Origin of the sequence: Pseudoalteromonas tetraodonis (assembly GCF_002310835.1) — a bacterium.
In the GTDB taxonomy this organism is placed as follows: domain Bacteria; phylum Pseudomonadota; class Gammaproteobacteria; order Enterobacterales; family Alteromonadaceae; genus Pseudoalteromonas; species Pseudoalteromonas tetraodonis.
In genome coordinates this window covers 817,264-832,771 of record NZ_CP011041.1, presented here as the reverse complement: position 1 = coordinate 832,771, position 15,508 = coordinate 817,264, and the positions used below count along the sequence as shown (strand labels likewise).

12 protein-coding genes and 4 rRNA genes are annotated in these 15,508 nt (G+C 43.0%); 6 read left to right on the top strand and 10 right to left on the bottom strand.

Annotated features, from left to right (window positions below):
- The first annotated feature begins 62 nt into the window (after positions 1-62).
- Positions 63-1,508, top strand: a complete 1,446-nt coding sequence (gene mltF / locus PTET_RS03885; RefSeq protein WP_096038230.1) for a membrane-bound lytic murein transglycosylase MltF — start codon at positions 63-65, stop codon at positions 1,506-1,508.
- A gap of 126 nt (positions 1,509-1,634) precedes the next feature.
- Entirely contained in the window at positions 1,635-1,805 is a 171-nt protein-coding gene (locus tag PTET_RS19030; RefSeq protein WP_008468235.1) for a hypothetical protein, read from the top strand.
- On the opposite strand, the gene tadA is transcribed toward PTET_RS19030, so the two are convergent.
- Positions 1,802-2,308, bottom strand: coding sequence for a tRNA adenosine(34) deaminase TadA (gene tadA / locus PTET_RS03880; RefSeq protein WP_096038229.1), 507 nt, complete (start codon positions 2,306-2,308; stop codon positions 1,802-1,804). The genes PTET_RS19030 and tadA overlap by 4 nt on opposite strands.
- Before the next feature lie 177 nt (positions 2,309-2,485).
- Between tadA and PTET_RS03875 the strand changes: the two genes are divergently transcribed.
- On the top strand, positions 2,486-3,790 hold the full coding sequence (locus PTET_RS03875) for an inosine/guanosine kinase (protein WP_013464270.1): 1,305 nt from the start codon (positions 2,486-2,488) through the stop codon (positions 3,788-3,790).
- A gap of 22 nt (positions 3,791-3,812) precedes the next feature.
- On the opposite strand, the gene glsB is transcribed toward PTET_RS03875, so the two are convergent.
- The 9 genes from glsB to rph all read right to left on the bottom strand — a co-directional run bounded on the left by glsB (position 3,813) and on the right by rph (position 12,723).
- Entirely contained in the window at positions 3,813-4,736 is a 924-nt protein-coding gene (gene glsB, locus PTET_RS03870; protein WP_028835530.1) for a glutaminase B, read from the bottom strand.
- A 76-nt stretch (positions 4,737-4,812) separates the two neighbouring features.
- Positions 4,813-5,073 (bottom strand): hypothetical protein, encoded by a 261-nt coding sequence (locus tag PTET_RS03865; RefSeq protein WP_096038228.1) that lies wholly within the window; start codon positions 5,071-5,073, stop codon positions 4,813-4,815.
- 337 nt (positions 5,074-5,410) lie between these two features.
- Positions 5,411-5,525: ribosomal RNA gene (gene rrf / locus PTET_RS03860) — 5S ribosomal RNA — on the bottom strand.
- Between the two features lie 63 nt (positions 5,526-5,588).
- A 5S ribosomal RNA gene (rrf, locus tag PTET_RS03855) occupies positions 5,589-5,703 on the bottom strand.
- A gap of 133 nt (positions 5,704-5,836) precedes the next feature.
- A 23S ribosomal RNA gene (locus PTET_RS03850) occupies positions 5,837-8,723 on the bottom strand.
- A gap of 293 nt (positions 8,724-9,016) precedes the next feature.
- Positions 9,017-10,550 (bottom strand): 16S ribosomal RNA (locus PTET_RS03845).
- The 16S, 23S and 5S rRNA genes sit together here, the layout of an rRNA operon.
- A gap of 562 nt (positions 10,551-11,112) precedes the next feature.
- The gene (locus PTET_RS19335; protein ID WP_356946137.1) at positions 11,113-11,238 is read right to left on the bottom strand and encodes a diacylglycerol kinase; all 126 of its coding nucleotides are present in this window, start codon (positions 11,236-11,238) and stop codon (positions 11,113-11,115) included.
- A gap of 112 nt (positions 11,239-11,350) precedes the next feature.
- Positions 11,351-11,995: an orotate phosphoribosyltransferase gene (gene pyrE / locus PTET_RS03840; RefSeq protein ID WP_013466041.1), complete on the bottom strand. Its 645-nt coding sequence runs from the start codon at positions 11,993-11,995 to the stop codon at positions 11,351-11,353.
- Positions 11,996-12,009: 14 nt separating this feature from the next.
- Positions 12,010-12,723, bottom strand: coding sequence for a ribonuclease PH (gene rph / locus PTET_RS03835; protein ID WP_008111261.1), 714 nt, complete (start codon positions 12,721-12,723; stop codon positions 12,010-12,012).
- A gap of 179 nt (positions 12,724-12,902) precedes the next feature.
- On the opposite strand from rph, the gene PTET_RS03830 reads away from it, so the two are divergent.
- The 3 genes from PTET_RS03830 (at position 12,903) to PTET_RS03820 (ending at position 15,497) form a co-directional block, all read left to right on the top strand.
- Positions 12,903-13,763, top strand: coding sequence for a YicC/YloC family endoribonuclease (locus tag PTET_RS03830; RefSeq protein WP_013466042.1), 861 nt, complete (start codon positions 12,903-12,905; stop codon positions 13,761-13,763).
- A 199-nt stretch (positions 13,764-13,962) separates the two neighbouring features.
- The gene (locus PTET_RS03825) at positions 13,963-15,198 is read left to right on the top strand and encodes a tyrosine-type recombinase/integrase (RefSeq protein WP_096038227.1); all 1,236 of its coding nucleotides are present in this window, start codon (positions 13,963-13,965) and stop codon (positions 15,196-15,198) included.
- A complete protein-coding gene (locus PTET_RS03820) occupies positions 15,195-15,497 on the top strand; it encodes a hypothetical protein (RefSeq protein ID WP_096038226.1) in 303 nt (100 codons plus the stop codon). Before PTET_RS03825 ends, PTET_RS03820 begins: the two co-directional genes overlap by 4 nt.
- Positions 15,498-15,508: the final 11 nt, after the last annotated feature.

Here is a 15,508-nt window from a genome sequence, read left to right as displayed (position 1 = left end):
CGATAAGTGACGTAATCAGTAAGTTTTGTTATAACAGGAGATACGATGCTAAAGAGGCGAATATGTTGAAGATAAAGCTAATAACAATCATTACGTTAGTCATACTTTTGTGTGCATGTAATACACAAGAGCAATCAACACAGCTTGCCCAAATCAAATCTGAAAACAAAATTCGTATTGGTACACTTGCCAGTGCAAGTAATTACTATCAAGCCGTTCAAGGGGAGCAAGGATTTGAATTTGAGCTCTCTCAAGCGTTTGCAGACTACTTAGGGGTAGAGCTTGAAATTGTACCCTTTTTTAATTTATCCGAAATGTTTGCTCGCTTGGACAGTGGTGACCTCGATTTAATTGCCTCAGGGCTTACCTACAATAAAGTACGTGCTGAGCGCTATCGCTATGGCCCTACATACAGAACAATTAGCCAAAAATTAGTCTTTAAACAAGGCCGTGAACGTCCTCGTGATTTTGATGATTTAACCGGAAACTTCACCGTTATCGCTAAAAGTAGCCATTCATTAACATTAGAAGAAATTCAACAAACCAACCCAAACTTAAGCTGGAATGAAACCGAAGAGTTTGATGAAGAAGAATTACTGCAAGCAGTTATTGACGGCGAAATAGATTACACCTTAGCGGATTCTCATACTTTAGCGCTGTTTCGTCGCTATCACCCTAATTTAAGTATTGGCTTTTCAGTTACCCGAAATGATTCAATTGCATGGATACTAAGAAAGTCGAATGATGATTCCCTATACGCATTATTAGTCCCCTTTTTTGGTGAAGCAAAACAAAATAATCAACTTTATGTGCTCGAAGAAAAGTACTTCGGTCATGTCCGCCAGTTTAATTACGTTAATACCTTGGCCTATATAGATGCAATTAAAGAAACACTGCCTAAATATCAACCTTGGTTTATGCAATATGCAGGTAGTCTAGATTGGCGCTTACTGGCGGCATTAAGTTATCAAGAGTCGATGTGGAACCCGCGTGCTAAGTCACCAACCGGTGTGCGTGGTATTATGATGCTAACAAGACGTACAGCAAAACAAGTCGATGTAACAAACCGCTTAGAACCAGAGCAAAATATACGCGGTGGTGCACAATACTTAGCAAAGTTAATTAAACGCGTCCCGGATCGAATCCCTCAACCGGATCGTACTTGGCTTGCACTTGCCGCCTATAATGTAGGTTGGGGACACGTTAACGATGCCCGTATTATTACCGAGCAACAGGGAGCTAGCCCTGATAAATGGGCTGACGTTAAAAAGCGCTTACCATTGTTAGTAAAAAAACGTCACTATCGTAATACCCGTTATGGCTATGCTCGCGGTGATGTAGCAGTGACCTATGTTGATAATATACGTCGCTATTACGATGCGCTTGTTTGGCTTGATGAAAATAATGCAATGGCGCCGATTACCTCAACAAATGAAACAGAAGAGAAAATCGTTAAACCAGATGATTCAGAGCAACGTAAAAGTAATTCCGCTGAGGAAAAAAAATAAATACGCTGCTTAGTAATTAACTGAACATCAGAAAATCAAATAGTTGTTTACTTGTAATCAATTATTCAATAATCTGGCTTAATTGTATAAAATTTTGTGTCATTATCAAGCACATAAGGATAAGTCATGCTTAAACGTAGACGTACACATCAACTTAAACGTTGTATAAAGCACTCAACCGCCACTCGCCGTCGAGTGATGTTAAGAAATTTACATAAAAAAATAATTTGGCGCCGCCGCATGTTTGCTATGCAGCAAATGGCTGAATTAGACGCCTTAATAGCAGCAGCTGACTAATCGCTGTTACTATTACGAGCGGCTTGCTTTGCCGCCTTTATTTGTGTTCGGCGACGCTTAAAAAAACTAGAAATAGTCTCTGCACATTGTGTTTCTAATACCCCACCCGTTATTTCTACCTGATGGTTTAAACGAGGTTCTTGTAAAAGGTTCATAATTGAACCAGCAGAACCCGTTTTAGCATCGGCTGCACCAAATACTAAGCGTTTAATTCGGCTATGTACTAATAAACCTGCGCACATAGAGCATGGCTCTAATGTGACATAAAGAGTACAGTCAATTAAGCGGTAATTATTAAGTACTTTTCCTGCTTCACGTACCGCTATCATCTCAGCATGAGCCGACGGGTCGTTATCAGTAATTGAGCGATTATAGCCTGCGCTAATAAGCTGATTATCTTTAACAATTATAGCCCCTACCGGGATCTCATCTAGCTGCTCCGCTTGTTTTGCATACACAAGCGCTTGTTCCATCCAATATTGGTCGTCAAATGGCTCTATCATTATTATTACTTAACTATTTTTTATGCCGTAATTATACCAACTTAGCGCAATAAAATGCGTCATTGATCACTTTATTGCAAAAATAAAACAAATTTAAGTGGTTTGTCATGGCTCATAAGGCAGGATTTACGCTATAATCTCACGCTTTTTTTATTTAGCTCACAACACGGGTAGCAAATGAAATTTCCTGGACGCCGCAGGCATAAACATTATTTTCCAGTGGAAGCCAAAGATCCACTGACCAATCAACTTAACGCCACTGAGCGATTACACCGCAGCTATATTACGGGGATCGATCAAATCGTTGTTGATATAGAAGCTAAGGTTGACCAAGCTTTTCTCGATGAATTTCAATTGCGCCGAGGGATGTCGCAAGTTATAGATAATGACATCACCAATGCTTTATACGATCGCTTAAAACTGAACGACATGGTCGATTACGAATTCGCAGGCGGAACCGTTGGCAACACAATGCACAACTATTCCGTACTTGCTGATGACCGTTCGGTGCTATTAGGTGTAATGAGTGAAAACATAAAAATAGGCAGTTATGCTTATCGCTTCTTATGTAATAACTCAAGTCGCGTAGACTTAGACTACTTACAGCCTGTAGATGGTCCTATAGGCCGCTGTTTCACATTGATTGATGAAACAGGTGAACGCACCTTTGCCATTAGTGCTGGCCTGATGAATTATCTAAAGCCTGAGTCAATTGATAAAGAGCTAATCGAAGGCTCATCGGCATTAGTGATTAGCGCTTATTTAATGCGTACTCAAGGCGATGAAACCATGACCGAAGCGACCATGCAAGCAATCAAGTATGCTAACGATGCAGATGTACCGGTTGTATTAACACTCGGTACTAAGTTTCTTATCGAGCAGGATCCGACATGGTGGGCTAACTTTGTAGAAAAGCATGTTGATATCCTTGCTATGAACGAAGAAGAAGGCCAAGCAATTACTGGATTTGAAGATCCATTACTAGCTGCCGACAAAGCATTAGACTGGGTTGATTTAGTAATTTGTACTGCCGGTGAAAAAGGCTTATTTATGGCTGGTTTTGTTGATGACAGTTTCAAACGCGAAACAGAGTATCCACTTTTGCCTGGTGCTATCCCTGATTTTAATCGTTATGAGTTTTCACGTGCAATGCGTAAAGTTGACTGTGAAAACCCAATAAAGGCATATAGTCATACTGCTCCGTTTATGGGCGGGCCTGACTCGATTAAAAATACCAACGGCGCTGGTGATTGTGCTTTAGCCGCTGTATTGCATGACTTATCAGCGAATGTTTATCATAAGTTGAACGTTGCTAATTCAGCAAAACATCAGCAACAAGCGATTACCTACTCTTCGCTCGCTCAAATTAGTAAATACGCCAACCGTGCAAGTTACGAAGTGCTGGTTCAGCATTCTCCACGCTTATCACGTGGCTTACCAGAGCGAGAAGATTGTTTAGAGCAAGTGTATTGGGATCAATAAAATCCCAATGCACTCAGCGTATTTAAAATATCGATATATCAAGCTTTTTAGATAGCAGCTCTAATGCTGCTATTCCTGCCACCGAGTTACCAAAAGAGTTTAATCCTGGGGAATACACTGCCACAGTAAACCTATTCGGTAATACCGCCAATATAGTCCCAGAAACCCCTGATTTTCCAGGCATCCCCACTCGATAACCAAAATCACCCGCCGCATCATATAAACCACTGGTAAATAACAACGAGTTTAGTTGCTTATTTTGACGGCTAGAAAGCACTCGTTTAGAAGAGCTGTAATCTATCCCTTTATTAGCTAAAAAGTTGTAAGCCTTAGCAAGTTCAATACAATTAAGTTCTATGGCACAAAAATTAAAGTATGACCACAGCACATCATCCACTTCATTTTCAAAGTTACCGAATGATTTCATTAAGTGTGCCATTGCCGCATTTCGATGCCTAAACTCATACTCTGAATTAGCCACTTGTTTATCTATTACGATACTTCGATTACCAGATAAATCGCGAAATGTTTCCAGCATAGAGTGCATGGGTGCTGATAAACGACTATATAAAGCATCACAGGTAACTATGGCACCCGCATTAATAAATGGGTTACGGGGTATGCCTTTTTCAAACTCAAGCTGTGTCAGTGAATTAAATGCTGTTCCAGAGGGCTCTTTACCCACTCTACTCCATAGTTCATCGCCATAACGTTGCAGCGCTAATGTAAGAGTCATTACTTTAGAAACAGATTGAATAGTAAAACGCTGTTCACAATCACCCGCGCAAAATATCTCCCCCTCAGTGGTGTAAATGGCAATAGAAAACTGCTCAAGATCAACTTCAGCAAGAGCAGGGATATAATCAGCAACCTTACCTTGGCTCAATAAAGGTTTAACCTCTTGAGTTATCTCATTTAGCACTCGTTGATAATCACTGGTTGGCAATAGACACCTCAATAATATGCAAAGTTAAAATCAAATTTTAACACGTAGGATCTATAACTGCATGAGAATGTTAAGTCTATAAGTTATTAGTAATCTGATAGGAAGCATATACATGATGAGATTGGCTGGCAGTCTCTTTTTTTAAGATATTGCGTAATTCATCTTCAAATTTAAAACAATAAAAAACCAGCATTTTGCTGTAACGTGGTTCTGTTATTTGGAGCCTTATAGCGACAATACAATAGAACATCCCACTTTTTTGTTTAGATCCAAGCTGTTTTGTTTGATGTATAGGAATACGAATGCCATGGAGCACAAGATATGCAAGAGCGGCCACTACTAAGTTCCATATACAGTCTTGGCTTGATGTTTTTCTTTATCTCAGACAAAAAAAAACCCGTCACATCGCTGTAACGGGTTTCTCTTATTTGGATCCTGGTAATGTCATGGTGCCCACAGCAGTAGAAAGTCACATAGCAAATGCGACACTATCATTGTGTCGGGGCGGCCTTTTGCGGGGCTCGCCTTCGAGCTGTTTAGGAATACGAATGCCGTGGAGCACAGGATATACGAGAACGGCCACCACTGAGTTCGGCATGGGCTCTTGGCTATTTATTAAATCCCAGACAGCAAAAAACCCGTTACATCGCTGTAACGGGTTTCTCTTATTTGGATCCTGGTAATGTCCTACTTTCACATAGCAAATGCTACACTATCATCGGCGCTGTTTCGTTTCACTACTGAGTTCGGCATGGGGTCAGGTGGGTCCAAAACGCTATTGTCACCAAGAAAATTCTTTTCAATTTTCTTATTATTTATTTTTAAATTTAAAGTCTTTCGACTAAATTTGGAGCCTGGTAATGTCCTACTTTCACATAGCAAATGCTACACTATCATCGGCGCTGTTTCGTTTCACTACTGAGTTCGGCATGGGGTCAGGTGGGTCCAAAACGCTATTGTCACCAAGCAAATTTGGTGTAAGGTCGATTTAATCGAGCTTACTAAAATTTGGAATTCTGATAATAAAGAGTATCGTAAATCTACTTTAGTCATATTAACTTCTGCGCTTAAACTATCACATAAAACGCGTTTGGCGTTGTATGGTTAAGCCTCACGGGTAATTAGTACAAGTTAGCTTAATGGCTCACACCACTTCCACATCTTGCCTATCAACGTTGTAGTCTTCAACGGCCCTTCAGAGACTTTAAAAGTCTAGTGAGAACTCATCTCGAGGCCTGCTTCGCGCTTAGATGCTTTCAGCGCTTATCAGTTCCGAACGTAGCTACCGGGCAATGCCATTGGCATGACAACCCGAACACCAGCGGTTCGTTCACTCCGGTCCTCTCGTACTAGGAGCAACCCCTCTCAATTCTCAAACGCCCACGGCAGATAGGGACCGAACTGTCTCACGACGTTCTAAACCCAGCTCGCGTACCACTTTAAATGGCGAACAGCCATACCCTTGGGACCGACTTCAGCCCCAGGATGTGATGAGCCGACATCGAGGTGCCAAACACCGCCGTCGATATGAACTCTTGGGCGGTATCAGCCTGTTATCCCCGGAGTACCTTTTATCCGTTGAGCGATGGCCCTTCCATTCAGAACCACCGGATCACTATGACCTACTTTCGTACCTGCTCGACGTGTCTGTCTCGCAGTTAAGCTGGCTTCTACCATTACACTAACCGTACGATGTCCGACCGTACTTAGCCAACCTTCGTGCTCCTCCGTTACTCTTTGGGAGGAGACCGCCCCAGTCAAACTACCCACCAGGCACTGTCCGTAACCCCGATTCAGGGGCCAACGTTAGAACATCAAAACTACAAGGGTGGTATTTCAAGGACGACTCCACAAAAACTAGCGTCTCTGCTTCTAAGTCTCCCACCTATCCTACACATGTAGGTTCAATGTTCAGTGCCAAGCTGTAGTAAAGGTTCACGGGGTCTTTCCGTCTAGCCGCGGGTACACAGCATCTTCACTGCGATTTCAATTTCACTGAGTCTCGGGTGGAGACAGCGTGGCCATGGTTACACCATTCGTGCAGGTCGGAACTTACCCGACAAGGAATTTCGCTACCTTAGGACCGTTATAGTTACGGCCGCCGTTTACCGGGGCTTCGATCAAGAGCTTCTCCGAAGATAACCCCATCAATTAACCTTCCGGCACCGGGCAGGTGTCACACCGTATACGTCATCTTGCGATTTTGCACAGTGCTGTGTTTTTAATAAACAGTCCCAGCCACCTGGTCACTGCGGCTCCAATCAGCTTAGGGAGCAAGTCCCATCACCAATCGGAGCGTACCTTCTCCCGAAGTTACGGTACGATTTTGCCTAGTTCCTTCACCCGAGTTCTCTCAAGCGCCTTAGTATTCTCTACCTGACCACCTGTGTCGGTTTGGGGTACGATTCGGTATAATCTGAAGCTTAGAGGCTTTTCCTGGAAGTATGGCATCAGCAACTTCATCACCTTGGTGACTCGTCTCGTGTCTCAGCCTAACAGCAACCCGGATTTACCTAAGTCACTAGCCTACACACTTTCACATGGACTACCATCGCCATGCTTGCTTAGCCTGCTCCGTCCCCCCATCGCAATTATACCAAGTACGGAAATATTAATCCGTTTCCCATCGACTACGCCTTTCGGCCTCGCCTTAGGGGTCGACTTACCCTACCCTGATTAACATGGGATAGGAACCCTTGGTCTTCCGGCGTGCGGGTTTTTCACCCGCATTATCGTTACTCATGTCAGCATTCGCACTTCTGATACGTCCAGCATACCTCCCGGTACACCTTCAACCGCTTACAGAACGCTCCCCTACCACTCAAAATAAATTTTGAATCCGCAGCTTCGGTGCATAGTTTAGCCCCGTTACATCTTCCGCGCAGACCGACTCGACCAGTGAGCTATTACGCTTTCTTTAAAGGATGGCTGCTTCTAAGCCAACCTCCTGGCTGTCTGGGCCTTTCCACATCGTTTCCCACTTAACTATGACTTTGGGACCTTAGCTGGCGGTCTGGGTTGTTTCCCTCTTCACGACGGACGTTAGCACCCGCCGTGTGTCTCCCGGATATTACTTTACGGTATTCGGAGTTTGCAAAGGGTTGGTAAGTCGGGATGACCCCCTAGCCTTAACAGTGCTCTACCCCCGTAAGTATTCGTCCGAGGCTCTACCTAAATAGATTTCGGGGAGAACCAGCTATCTCCCGGTTTGATTAGCCTTTCACTCCTAACCACAGGTCATCCCCTAACTTTTCAACGTTAGTGGGTTCGGTCCTCCAGTTGATGTTACTCAACCTTCAACCTGCCCATGGCTAGATCACCGGGTTTCGGGTCTATACCTTGCAACTATTCGCCCAGTTAAGACTCGGTTTCCCTACGGCTACCCTAATCGGTTAACCTCGCTACAAAATATAAGTCGCTGACCCATTATACAAAAGGTACGCAGTCACCCAACAAGTGGGCTCCTACTGCTTGTACGTACACGGTTTCAGGTTCTATTTCACTCCCCTCACAGGGGTTCTTTTCGCCTTTCCCTCACGGTACTGGTTCACTATCGGTCAGTTGGGAGTATTTAGCCTTAGATGATGGTCCACCTATATTCAGTCAAAGTTTCACGTGCTCCGACCTACTCGATTTCACTTAAAATGCGTTTTCATGTACGGGACTATCACCCTGTATCGTGGCACTTTCCAGAGCCTTCCATTAACACATAATAAGCTTAAGGGCTGTTCCGATTTCGCTCGCCGCTACTATCGGAATCTCGGTTGATTTCTTTTCCTACGGGTACTTAGATGTTTCAGTTCTCCGCGTTCGCCTCGTTAACCTATGTATTCAGTTAACGATACCTGCAAGCAGGTGGGTTTCCCCATTCGGAAATCCTAGTCTCAAGTGCTTTTTACTAGCTTGACTAGGCTTATCGCAAGTTAATACGTCCTTCATCGCCTCCAACTGCCAAGGCATCCACCGTGTACGCTTAGTCACTTAACCATACAACCCAAACGGGTCTTTGTTGTGTGACAGTTTAACTTCGCCAGAAGTTAATATTGAATACTAAAGTAGATACCAATCAATAAACGTAAACGTTCATTAAATGGCACTGAATGATACTGCTATCATTCTTTTTTACTTTTGAAAACTCTGTACAAATACACTGTATTCATACGAATTTTATTATCAGCTTTTCCAAATTTTTAAAGAGCATATTAATTAGTTAAGCCAGTGGCTTAGCTAACTAACAATCATCTGTGTGGACACTACGAACAAATAAGTTCTAAATCGTATAAGGAGGTGATCCAGCCCCAGGTTCCCCTAGGGCTACCTTGTTACGACTTCACCCCAGTCATGAATCACTCCGTGGTAAACGTCCTCCCGAGGGTTAGACTATCTACTTCTGGAGCAACCCACTCCCATGGTGTGACGGGCGGTGTGTACAAGGCCCGGGAACGTATTCACCGCGTCATTCTGATACGCGATTACTAGCGATTCCGACTTCATGGAGTCGAGTTGCAGACTCCAATCCGGACTACGACGCACTTTAAGTGATTCGCTTACTCTCGCGAGTTCGCAGCACTCTGTATGCGCCATTGTAGCACGTGTGTAGCCCTACACGTAAGGGCCATGATGACTTGACGTCGTCCCCACCTTCCTCCGGTTTATCACCGGCAGTCTCCTTAGAGTTCTCAGCATTACCTGCTAGCAACTAAGGATAGGGGTTGCGCTCGTTGCGGGACTTAACCCAACATCTCACAACACGAGCTGACGACAGCCATGCAGCACCTGTATCAGAGTTCCCGAAGGCACCAAACTATCTCTAGTAAGTTCTCTGTATGTCAAGTGTAGGTAAGGTTCTTCGCGTTGCATCGAATTAAACCACATGCTCCACCGCTTGTGCGGGCCCCCGTCAATTCATTTGAGTTTTAACCTTGCGGCCGTACTCCCCAGGCGGTCTACTTAATGCGTTAGCTTTGAAAAACAGAACCGAGGTTCCGAGCTTCTAGTAGACATCGTTTACGGCGTGGACTACCAGGGTATCTAATCCTGTTTGCTCCCCACGCTTTCGTACATGAGCGTCAGTGTTGACCCAGGTGGCTGCCTTCGCCATCGGTATTCCTTCAGATCTCTACGCATTTCACCGCTACACCTGAAATTCTACCACCCTCTATCACACTCTAGTTTGCCAGTTCGAAATGCAGTTCCCAGGTTGAGCCCGGGGCTTTCACATCTCGCTTAACAAACCGCCTGCGTACGCTTTACGCCCAGTAATTCCGATTAACGCTCGCACCCTCCGTATTACCGCGGCTGCTGGCACGGAGTTAGCCGGTGCTTCTTCTGTCAGTAACGTCACAACTAGCAGGTATTAACTACTAATCTTTCCTCCTGACTGAAAGTGCTTTACAACCCGAAGGCCTTCTTCACACACGCGGCATGGCTGCATCAGGCTTGCGCCCATTGTGCAATATTCCCCACTGCTGCCTCCCGTAGGAGTCTGGGCCGTGTCTCAGTCCCAGTGTGGCTGATCATCCTCTCAAACCAGCTAGGGATCGTCGCCTTGGTGAGCCATTACCTCACCAACTAGCTAATCCCACTTGGGCCAATCTAAAGGCGAGAGCCGAAGCCCCCTTTGGTCCGTAGACATTATGCGGTATTAGCAGTCGTTTCCAACTGTTGTCCCCCACCTCAAGGCATGTTCCCAAGCATTACTCACCCGTCCGCCGCTCGTCATCTTCTAGCAAGCTAGAAATGTTACCGCTCGACTTGCATGTGTTAGGCCTGCCGCCAGCGTTCAATCTGAGCCATGATCAAACTCTTCAATTAAAAAGTTTTATGTCTTTCGACAGCTCAATGAATTCTGAATTTATTTAATATCTTTCGATATTGAATTGACTGTGCTGAATAATTACCGAAGTAACTATTCTGTTGGTCACTCAGTTTCAATTGAGACTCTAAATTTGTTTGCCTCACTACCTAAGTAGCTTGGCTGTTAGAACTCAATCTGTACGAGTGCCCACACAGATGATTGCTTTATATTGTTAAAGAACGTTGCGATTAAAGCGTTTAACTTTATCTCGCTAGGGCTGCGCATATTACGCTTTCCTATTTTTTTGTCAACACTTAATTTTTTAAAACTTGAAAGTTCTCGAAACTAAGTTTTACTCGACTGACTGATTAGCTCGTGCCTCGCTATGCGTTGCGCTCTGCCGTCTCAGTGGGGTCGCATTATAGGGAGATCCGAAAACAGATCAACCCTTTTTTGAAGAAAACTTGAAATAAATGACTGTTCGCTGGATATTTGAACGATAGATACTAAAAACACAACATAACTATCAATTTATTAACAATAAACGCGGTATTTAAGCGCTTAACTGTGAGGTAGCCCTTAAATGTGTGAAAGAATGATCATCATGATCACCAATAGGAGAGTAACCTCTGCAGATCTTATATCTTTAGCTTGATCCGATGGAACATTAATCTCTGTACTTATACGATCTGCTAATGCTTTTATGGCTATAGTTGGATTTAATCACTCGACTATGAGAATTAACTCGCTTTAACTATTCGTGCGAGTTCTGCTAAATTTTAAACAAAATAAAGCCCCGCTTTTGCGAGGCTCTTACTTATGCTACACCGTATTGATCTCGGTATGCTTTTACTGCCGCTAAATGCTCATCCATGGTTCCTTGATTTTCAAGGTAACTGATTAGATCAGCCAATTTAACAATAGAAGTTACTTGAGTATTAAAGTCACGCTCTACCTCTTGTATAGCTGAAAGCTCAGCTTTACCTTTTTCTTGGCGATCAAGTGCGATTAAAACACCACTTAAATCTGCGCCATTTTCAGCAATAATTTCCATAGATTCGCGAATTGCAGTACCTGCAGTGATCACATCATCAACTAGCATTATCTTACCTTTAAGATCCGAACCTACTAAGCTGCCACCTTCACCGTGTGCTTTTTTCTCTTTACGGTTAAAGCAGTAAGGCACATCTTTGTTGTAATGATCAGCTAACGCAACTGCGGTAGTTGTTGCAATTGGAATACCTTTATAAGCGGGACCAAATAGTACATCATATTCAATTGCTGCATCTTCAAGTGCCGCTGCATAAAAGCGACCTAAGCGAGCAAGATCACGACCGGTATTAAACAAACCTGCATTAAAAAAGTATGGACTTGTACGGCCAGATTTTAAGGTAAATTCACCAAACTTTAATACCTGCTTTTCTAAAGCAAATTCAATAAACTCTTTTTGATATTCTTTCATCGCTGATTACCTATTTATGCTAGTGCTTGTTTTTGTACATCTATAATTTCACGAATTGAGTGCTTAGCGAGTGTAAGTAGCTCATCAAGTTCGTCAAACGAGAAAGGCTCGCCTTCAGCAGTCCCTTGTACTTCAATAATTTTACCTGTTTCAGTTAAAATTACATTCATGTCGGTTTCAGCGTCAGAGTCTTCAAGGTATTCTAAATCGCTAATCGCTTGGCCTTTATATATACCAACTGAAATAGCCGCGATCATATGCTTAAGTGGATTTGAATTAATCATCCCTTTTGCACGCATGTAAGTAAGTGCATCAACGAGTGCGACACATGCACCACTAATTGATGCTGTACGTGTACCACCATCAGCTTGAATTACATCACAATCAATAGTAATTGTGTTTTCACCGAGTGCTTTTAGATCTATTGCTGCACGTAAAGAGCGAGCAATCAGACGCTGTATTTCCATTGTACGACCGCCTTGTTTACCTCGCGTTGCCTCACGACTGTTACGTGTGTGTGTTGCGCGCGGTAACATGCCATATTCTGCGTTTACCCAACCTTTACCTTGGCCTTTCATAAAGCGTGGCACGCCAGCTTCAACTGTCGCGGTACAAAGTACCTTAGTGTTACCAAACTCTACTAATACTGAGCCTTCAGCATGCAAAGTATAGTTACGTGTAAACGTAACCGGTCTAATTTGATTAGGTGTTCTTTCGCTTGGACGCATTGACGATCCCCTTAATTCTGAATTTGCCACATTATATGTGGATGTGAATACAGATGCCATGTTGATTTAGATTAAAGTGTGTTTAAAAAACACTCAGTAGGCTAAATTTTCTTTAGAGCTTAAGCAGTGTTACGGTATAATCATTACACTATTGTATTTAAAAATGTAGGAAATCATCCATGATCCACAGTATGACAGCTTATGCGCGTCGCGAAATTAAAGGCGAATGGGGCACTGGCACGTGGGAAGTTCGTTCAGTGAACCAACGTTACCTTGAAACATTTATTCGTGCACCAGAGCAATTTCGTGGCATGGAGCCCGTTATTCGCGAGCGTCTGCGTAAGCACTTACAGCGTGGTAAGGTAGAAGTCTTCTTAAAATTTGTCGCAAATCCAGCACATGTTGGTGAATTATCAATTAATCAGTCGCTGGCGGAGCAGTTAATTAATAGTGCTAAGTGGGTTCAGCAACAAAGCAGTGGTGACATTAACCCTGTGGATATTTTACGTTGGCCTGGTGTTATGGAAGCACAAGAAATTGATATGGATAGTGTAAATACAGCTCTTATTAGTGGTCTTGACCAAGTAATTGAAGACTTTAAATCTGCGCGTGGCGATGAAGGTGCAAACCTTGAAGAAATGATAACTACACGATTAACCGCCATTTTAGAGCAAGTTGATATTGTTGAAGCACATATGCCAGAAATTACTAAGTGGCAACGTGAAAAGTTAGTACAAAAGCTTGAAGATTTAACAACAAATATTGATGAGTCACGCCTTGAGCAAGAACTGATTTATCTTGCACAAAAGCAAGATGTTGCCGAAGAGCTAGACCGTTTAAAGTCGCACGTTAAAGAAACTCGCAAAATCCTGAGTAAAGGTGGTGCTTGTGGTCGTCGTTTAGATTTTATGATGCAAGAGTTTAATCGTGAAGCAAACACGTTAGCATCTAAATCTATCAATAGTGACATCACCAACGCAGCTGTAGAGCTAAAAGTCCTGATTGAGCAAATGCGTGAGCAGATCCAGAATATTGAATAAGCTCCACACGAGCCTCAATAAGATTTAAAGAAACTAAAAATCAACAAGTTAACTAAATAAAACTCTACACAAGTCCATTAACTTCTACATAAAACCACCACCAAGTGGTGGTTAATATGGTGGGTATGGTACACTTACTTAAAACCTAAGTGGTGGGTAAAATCTTACCCACCGGTATCATGGCTGTTAAAGGTGGATTATGGCTAAACTAACGGTAAAAAAAGTAGAATCACTTATAAAAACAGGTGGCAATAAAACACAACGCTACGCTGACGGTGATGGCTTGTACTTGGTGGTTCCGTCTTCAGGCACGGCTAGTTGGATGCTGCGTTTTACCTCAAATAAAAAACGCCGCGAAATGACGTTAGCTAAAGTAAAAGATCTAACCCTGGCAAACGCCCGTCTTGAAGCCGCCACTAAAATGAAACAAGTACGCGATGGTTTTGACCCATTAATACAACGAAAGCGAGCAGAGCAAGAAAGCATTAAAACAGTTAATGACTTATTTAATGACTGGTATCCCACCTTAGTAAAGCGTTTAAAATACCCTGAGATCCCAAAGCGCGTTTACACTAAAGATATTGCTCCGGTAATTGGTGATATAAAGCTCGACCAAATAAGCGCACGTGATATACGCACCACTATTAATGCCATAACAGCCGCAGGTAAACCTACAATTGCAAACGATGCGCTTGGCTATTGTAAGCAATTATTTAACCATGCAATAAAACTAGACCTAATAGCAGGAAATCCAGCCTCTGCATTTACAGTGCGTGACGCAGGCGGTGTAGAAAAAAGTAAAGACAGAGCATTAACCACCAGCGAACTTAAGCAATTTTTTGATACCGCCAAAAAAAATCCAATGAGCTTCACTCGTGACAACCACTTAGCCTGTACTTTATTAGTATGTTTAGGGGTTCGTAAGTCTGAATTATGCGAAGCAAAGTGGGAGGAATTTGACTTAGAAAAAGCGGTGTGGGAGCTGCCCAAAGAGCGCAGTAAAACCAATGTAGGCCTTAGTATTCCTTTGGCCCCACCAGTAATACAGTGGTTTGAAGAGCTAAAAATGAGAAGTTGTGGTTCTGACTATGTGTTTCCTAGCCGTCGAGCCAGTAAAAATCCGCATATGGGGCCTGATACGCTTAATCGCGCTATCACTAAGTTATTTGGCCATGAGCCAGGTAAAAAGAAACAGCCACCAAACTTAATGGGGGATATGCCTCACTTTACTGTTCATGACTTACGCCGCACCTGTCGTACTTTACTCGCACAGCAAGGCACCCCCGGCTATGTAGCCGAGAGATGCTTAAATCATAAGTTAAAAGGAGTAGAAGGTATTTATGATAAGTACGATTACTTTGAAGAGCGCAAAATTGCGTTAGAAAAACTAGCCCTAACAGTAAAAAATATAGTCTCAAGAGAAGCACAAAAATGAAACAATTAAACACCTACGATACAAAAGAAGAAGGCGAAGCTGCTCTGGCAAAAATAAATGAGCCAAAACGCTTAGCTAGTGAACGTGACAGCACAGAAGTCATCTATAACCTCTTTGGTGAAGCTACTTGGGGAAATTTTTATAAATTAGATATGTTTAATCTTGTTGAGCTAAAAGGCCTTCTTGAAAAAAGAAATTCTAATCAATCGTTTGATCAGGCTCGGTATAATGAGCTCCTCTCAATGCTCAGGTATGCTGCTAAAACCTTTGATCTACAAATACCACAACATTGGCTTTGAAAACTAAACAG

What these genes read in the sequence shown, in the direction of transcription:
- mltF (WP_096038230.1), top strand. Translation starts at nt 63, where the DNA reads ATGTTGAAGATAAAGCTAATAACAATCATTACGTTAGTCATACTTTTG.
- PTET_RS19030 (WP_008468235.1), top strand. Translation starts at nt 1,635, where the DNA reads ATGCTTAAACGTAGACGTACACATCAACTTAAACGTTGTATAAAGCAC.
- tadA (WP_096038229.1), bottom strand. Translation starts at nt 2,308, where the DNA reads ATGATAGAGCCATTTGACGACCAATATTGGATGGAACAAGCGCTTGTG.
- PTET_RS03875 (WP_013464270.1), top strand. Translation starts at nt 2,486, where the DNA reads ATGAAATTTCCTGGACGCCGCAGGCATAAACATTATTTTCCAGTGGAA.
- pyrE (WP_013466041.1), bottom strand. Translation starts at nt 11,995, where the DNA reads ATGAAAGAATATCAAAAAGAGTTTATTGAATTTGCTTTAGAAAAGCAG.
- rph (WP_008111261.1), bottom strand. Translation starts at nt 12,723, where the DNA reads ATGCGTCCAAGCGAAAGAACACCTAATCAAATTAGACCGGTTACGTTT.
- PTET_RS03830 (WP_013466042.1), top strand. Translation starts at nt 12,903, where the DNA reads ATGATCCACAGTATGACAGCTTATGCGCGTCGCGAAATTAAAGGCGAA.
- PTET_RS03825 (WP_096038227.1), top strand. Translation starts at nt 13,963, where the DNA reads ATGGCTAAACTAACGGTAAAAAAAGTAGAATCACTTATAAAAACAGGT.
- PTET_RS03820 (WP_096038226.1), top strand. Translation starts at nt 15,195, where the DNA reads ATGAAACAATTAAACACCTACGATACAAAAGAAGAAGGCGAAGCTGCT.